The following is a 6,271-nucleotide window of genomic DNA, read 5'->3' on the forward strand; positions in this document are numbered from 1 at the left end:
CGGTGCCCACCAACAGCTCGCGGGCCTCTTACGACACCCTCATCTACGAGGCCCAGGCGAACACGAACTACGGCGACTGGAACCTCGTCACCGTGTGCGGGGGTACCGGGCAGCGAAGGTACTCGTTCCTCTACTTCCCCGGTATCCCCCCATCGGGGTCGACCATCACCTCGGCGAAGCTGCGGGTGTGGCTGCAGGGCTCCGGGTGGTCCGGTGGGCCGCACACCATCACTGCCCGCCGGGTTACGGACACGTGGAAAGAGTCCCTGCTGACCTGGAACCGGGCCAACGGGTCCGCTGTGCCGCTGATGGGCTCCACCACCAACCCTGGCTCCGCGAACGTCACAGGCGGCGTGGACAAGCAGCTGGTCGAGATCGACGTCAGCTTGATGCTCGCGGACATCGCCGCCGGGACGAAGTGGTACGGCATCCGCCTCGAGGTGAACACCAACGACACGGTGGCGCGGCGCCTCTACTCGTCGGAGGCGTCGGATCCGTCGTTGCGGCCACAACTGGTGGTCGAGTGGAACCAGAACCCGTTGGCGCCGGTGGACATGGCCCCGTCTGGGGGTAGGTCGGTGTCGGTCGCGAAACCGGTGCTGAAGTGGGTGTTCAAGGACCGGGAGGGCGACCAGCAGGCCGAGTTCCAGGTGCAGATCTCCACCACCTCCACGGTGAACTCTTCGGGCGCGTTTCCCACCCCCGAGTTCGATTCGGGCTGGATCGCGTCGTCGAACTCGCAGCTGGATCTCGCGACCACCGCGTACGCCGGGCTCACCGACGGCGCCACCAGATACTGGATCGTCCGCACCCGTGATGTCCCGGGGCTGGTGTCTCCGTGGTCGGCGGTGCAGTCGTTCCGGCGGGACACCAAGGGAACCCTCACCCTCACCTCCCCCCTCAACGGGGGGACGGTCGACGAAACCACCCCACCGATCACCTCCACGCTGACGGGCAGGACACAAGAGGCCATCTCCTACAGCCTCAGCGAGGTCACCCCGACCGGACAGCTGATCAATGTGTGGAACCTCGGCAGGTTCGCCGCCCCCGCAGCGGACGGGGTCCCGTTCACGTTCAACATTCCCGCCGGGAAGATCACCAAAACTGGGCAGCAGTACCGACTGGCGGTGCAGTCGTGGGACACCATCGACCGAGAGAACATCCCCGGGGACCCGGGAAGCCAAGTGGCCCAGGCGACGTTCACGTTCGTTCGCTCAGCCACACCCGCGCCCGTCACCACGTTGACAGTGACCGATGAAGCCCCAGGGGTGAAGCTCACCTTCAACCGCGCCGCCGGCCAGGGAGCCCCGGACTACTTCTGTCTCGTCGTGGACGGGGTGCGGGTCGCCGACCGTATCGACCCCACCGACTTCAGCCTCGGTGGGAACCCGATCGTCTACTCGATGGTGTGGTACGGGGCGAACGCGAACACCGAACACACGTTCGAAGTCGAGGCGGTTGTTCTCGATGGCGGTGTGTACAAGCACTCCCAGAGCAACGCCACACAAACCCACACGGTGGATCTGACAGAGGTTGGGGGGACGTGGCTCGTGGACGACTTCGACACCCTGCACGTCCCCGCCGATCTGCCCCGCAGGGTCAGGATACGCGGCGCTGAGGTACCCGACCTTGAAGTGGGAGAGTCCTCGGGGACGTTCTACCCCATCGGTCGGCGGGACCCGGTGTACATCGTGGACGCGATCCGTGGCATGGAAGGACCCGTTTCTGGCGTCGTTGAAGCCGAGGACCCCGCAGGTTCTGACTTCATCGAGAACTTCGAGTGGATGAAGCGGGAGGAAAACGTTGGCCGCCGGTACAGGCTGATCTTCGGTGACATCAACATCCCGGTGCAGCTGGGCAAAGCGAAGAACACGCATCTCGATTCGCATCTGCGTCGTCGGCAGGTATCCGTGGATGTCGCGCAGGTCGGCGAGTTCCCCGAATGATCAACCTGGGGTTGAGTTCCGCTGACCAAGCGGCGTACGAGGCGACCTTGAAACAGTCGCATCGCATCCGCACCACGGCGAGGATCCACGACCGCGACGAGAAGGTGATCCACACCTTTCAGGGGTCGATCCTGTCCGGGTCAGTGCAGGTCGACATGTCCAGCACCCCATCCCAGTTGGGGTTCGCTGAGGGCACGACGAGCGGCACCGGGGCGGTACGCAACCTGGACATGACGATCCTGTTGCCGCGCAAGGACCAAGCGTGGCTTCCGGACGCGCCGGGCAGCGAATCCGCGTTCGCAGACAACTTCGTGAGTGCCGAGTATGGGGTGTTCGTCGAAGGACTCTCCGCCGGCCCGGGTTGGGTGGATGTGCCGGTGTTCCACGGCCCCATCACGGGCTTGCAGCAGGATGGGGATCAGGTCACGATCCGCGCATCCGGGAAGGAAGTCCTCGCACTCGACCCAGTGCTGTTGTGGAACACACTCACCGTCCGCAAGGGGACCAAGCGCACGGACGCGATCCGGCAGGTGCTGGCGGCGATGGGGGAGACCAAGTTCGACTTTCCTGCCTTCAACTCCAAGATGATCAACACCTGGTCCTTGGACCGCTACGCCGAGGCGTGGAAGATGGCATCCTCGATCGCCCGGTTCGGGAACTGGCAGTTGTTCTACGACGGTCGTGGACGGGCCAGGCTGAGGGAGTACCCGCAGAATCGAACCTGGCTGTTCAAGTCCGGCGACGACGGCACGCTGTTGTCGAAACCGAGACTCGCCTACGACCTGGCCTCCACGAGGAACGTGGTTGAGGTGGTGGGGTCCCCGCCCACGGGGAACGCGAAGCAGATCCGCACCGAATCACGACCCTCTACCTCGCACCCGCTGTCGCCGTGGTCGCTGCGGCGTAACGGCGTCCGCCGCAACATGGTGCATCGAGAAACCGGCGCGCAGGTCAACAACAGCCGAGAAGCGCAGGACCTCGGGGACCGTCTCCTCAACCAGATGATCACCGCGCAGGTGCAGGTGGAGTTCGACACGTTGGTGATACCGCACTTGGAAGAGGGGGACCGAGTGGCTGTGATGGTCGGCGAAACCTACGCCTCCGGACCCCAGCGGGTCTTGGAGGGCCAGCACATCGAATTCTCTCTGCTGCGGTTCACAATCCCCCTGGTGGCGGGGGAGTCCATGTCCGTGGGTTTGAACCGTCGAGTGAGTTGGCGACGCAGGGGCCAGGCCCCGATCTACCGGTGGACGCGATGAGAACCGGTCGGGTGGAGTCGGTGTGGTTCGACCGCCGAGGGAGCGAAGTCACCGCCGATGCGCCCACTGGCACGCAGGTTGTGTCGGTCGGGTTCACTGGCGACTTCAACGAGGACGGCGGCCAGCTGTATCACGTCCCCACCGGGGATGTGTACGACTACACCGCCGCCGACCCTAACGCGGAAGCCATCACCCTCGCCGCGGCCCTGCCGACCGGGAAAAGCTTCGCCGTTGACGACGCGCTGCGCGTGTACCCGCTCGCTGACGACATGATGGCGAACGTGCGCCTCGACGATGTTGAGACCGACGAGGAACCCATCGAAGCTCGCGTGTCCCAGCCCGTTCGGGCGATGCTCCCCGAAGGGATCCGCGAGCCCGGTCTTGGTGAGGTTGTAGTCGTCGAGAACGCCGGCCTGGAGTGGGTGGTTCGGGATGTCATCGGCACAGGCCCGAACATCGACGGCTCCTACGTGGGGCAGATGGTCCTCAGCGCGGCGAAGATCTACGCACCGACCGACGACCCCGACCAATGGCATTTGGAGATCGGGGACCCGAACAAGCCGATCGCGTGGAAACGCACCGGCCAGGAAGGGTTTTCCCTGTCCCACGATCCTGTGGCGGACAAAGCGTCGGTGTACGTGTCAGGGCGGGTCGATTTCGGGGCCGGTTCCAGCATCGACTCGGACTACCTCGAGTTGCAGGAGCAGCCCGCCGGGTTCCTGACTCCCGGGTTGCGGCAGAACCGGTTCGAAAGCCGCGGCGGGACCCTGGACAGTCTGCTGGGGATCGACTGGCCGTCCACCACGGCGAAGGGCAGCCTGCTGTTGGCGTACGTACACATCGCCGCCGGCACCGGTACCACCGCGCCGACGATCACCCCACCCGCAGGGTGGACGCTCGTCGCCACGGTCACCAGGGCGCAGCAGCGCCTTTCCTTGTACTACATCCAGAACGCCAACTCCCGGAGCGGGAGTGAGAACTTTAGCTTCAGCCAACCGTCCTACCAGGCGGGCGCGCTGTTCGAGTACATCGGGATCGATGCGGTGGCGTTGGACCAGTCCACCACGGCGAACGGATCGTCCACCACCATCTCCACCGGCACGACCACAACGACGACACAGGCGAATGAACTGTGGTTCGCCGTCGGCGGCTACGGTGGTGAACCTGTCACGTTCGGCGACCCGACCGGTGGATTCACCCACCTGGGCACCGCCACAGGCTCCGCGACCGGTAGCCCCTCGGTTGTGCAGAGCAAGGCTGCTGCGTTGAACGCCACAGCCACCGGAGCAGGCGGGTCGACGTGGTCATTGAGTTCCCTCCGCGAGTGGCTCGGTATCACAGCCACGTTCAAAGCGAAGACAGGTGGAGGCTCCCCTGGCATACCTGGCCCTAACCGGGCCAGGGTGTTCACGCGGGACCTAGAAGGCTCCGCGATCCCACACGTCATCACAGACACGGGCCGCCTGTGGAGCCTGGAGCCCCCTCGACCCGGCCAGTTGGCACTACCTGACGCTGCCACCGCACCCGCCGGTGAGGCTTGGGGAAACTGGGGTAGCGCGATCGCGTTCGCCAACCCTGGGACGAGCGTCACGGTACTGGCGTGGGCAAGCGGGAACGGGTTCAACAACACGAACACACCTCAGCGTTATGTCGCTGTGCGCGCGCGGATCAGCCTCGACGGCGGATCCACATGGTCGAACGGCATTGGTCCCAGGGACAACTGTGACACCGGATCGAACTGGGGTACCTCGTCGGCATCCCATTCGGTGACTGGCACACCTACTGGCGAGATCCGGGTTCAAGCGCAAATCCAAACCAACGGTGTTGCCGCCACGTTTCACAACGGATCACTCGTAGCGCTAGTGATTCCCGGCTCCTAATCTTCGGGGGAATTCGTGAAAAGACTGATGCTTGCTGCTGCCCTCTCCCTGCTACTGATCGCACCGCCGGTGCACGCACAGTCCGAAACCTACGGTCAGTACTCGCTGATGTTCCAGCGCGCCGCCGGGCAGGCCTACAACGGCGAAACCCCGGTAAGCCAGTGGGCGTGGGAACCTCAGTCACCCACCGAGTCGCTGATCCGGTGGGGCACCCCGCAGGACTGGGACACAGACACCGACCCGTACAAGGAGAAGTTCGTCCACGACGGGGACTGGGTGTACCTCGAAGGCTGGTACGACAACCAAACGTTCTGGCGGCTCGAAGTCACCCAGTGGATCTCGGACTACGACTGCAAAACGAACCGGCAGAAGCTTCCCCCGGGTCGCCAAGCGTACGTGAAGTGGCAGGTTCCCGCAGCTGGTACGGAAAACGGGTACTGCCTGTTCGCCCAAGGAACGATCGTGGACGACCGCTGGGGCATCCGCGTCATGTACGCACACCAGCAGAAGTGGTCCGCCGGGACCGTGTCCACGAAGTACTTCGGCACCATCCCTGCGTTAAAGCAGAATGAGGTGTGGTGGGACGACCGTGGCAGCGAGTTCCGAGTGAAGCTGCGCCGTGACTGCTACATCGGGAAGGGCAAGGGCATGGCACTGCGTATCGACAACTTCGAGGTGTACAAGCCGTGGGTCACGAAATCCCGATACGACCTGAAGCACACCTGGACGTACTGAGGCGTTGTTGATGCCCGGATCCGCGGGGGGTGTTCGTGGGTGAGGTACGGGACCTGCTCGTCGCGATCGGATCCTTCGTGGGTTCACTGGCCAGCGCGTTCGTTCTGGTGTGGACGACAGTCGTCAAGCCACACAGAGATGCCAAGCAGGCAGCGAAGAAGGCCGCGAAGACTACCGCGGAGAAGCTCCTCGCCGCCGTCGCTGACGGGGAGATCACCCCGGAAGAGGTCAACGACATCCGCAACTCCCTCGAGGAGGAGCAGTGAGTGATCGGGCGCGGGACATCGTCGCCACTGCCACCAAAGAGGCTGTGAAGAGTACGCGGAACGAACGGGCACGAGTGACCGCGTGGACAGCGCTCGTGCTGTTGGTCGTCTCTCTGGCACTGTCATGATTTCCGTGTAAGCCACGGATGATGTGTTTCTTATCTTAGTGGAGTGGTATGCGGTTG

5 protein-coding genes are annotated in these 6,271 nt (G+C 64.1%); all 5 read left to right on the forward strand.

What is annotated here, in order from left to right; translation table 11 throughout:
- Positions 1–2: 2 nt before the first annotated feature.
- The gene (locus FCN18_RS37455; protein ID WP_137097431.1) at positions 3–1,946 is read left to right on the forward strand and encodes a DNRLRE domain-containing protein; all 1,944 of its coding nucleotides are present in this window, start codon (positions 3–5) and stop codon (positions 1,944–1,946) included.
- Complete coding sequence (locus FCN18_RS37460; protein WP_137097432.1) at positions 1,943–3,205, forward strand: hypothetical protein; 1,263 nt, start codon at positions 1,943–1,945, stop codon at positions 3,203–3,205. Before FCN18_RS37455 ends, FCN18_RS37460 begins: the two co-directional genes overlap by 4 nt.
- A 20-nt stretch (positions 3,206–3,225) precedes the next feature.
- Positions 3,226–5,085 carry a hypothetical protein gene (locus FCN18_RS37465; RefSeq protein ID WP_137097433.1) on the forward strand — a complete coding sequence of 620 codons (1,860 nt, stop codon included), beginning with the start codon at positions 3,226–3,228 and terminating at the stop codon, positions 5,083–5,085.
- Between the two features lie 108 nt (positions 5,086–5,193).
- The gene (locus tag FCN18_RS37470; protein WP_137097434.1) at positions 5,194–5,820 is read left to right on the forward strand and encodes a hypothetical protein; all 627 of its coding nucleotides are present in this window, start codon (positions 5,194–5,196) and stop codon (positions 5,818–5,820) included.
- Positions 5,821–5,855: 35 nt separating this feature from the next.
- Entirely contained in the window at positions 5,856–6,086 is a 231-nt protein-coding gene (locus tag FCN18_RS37475) for a hypothetical protein (protein ID WP_137097435.1), read from the forward strand.
- The last annotated feature ends 185 nt before the right edge of the window (positions 6,087–6,271 follow it).

The sequence above is a fragment of the Prauserella endophytica genome, assembly GCF_005146945.1.
GTDB classification, from domain to species: Bacteria; Actinomycetota; Actinomycetes; order Mycobacteriales; family Pseudonocardiaceae; genus Prauserella_A; species Prauserella_A endophytica.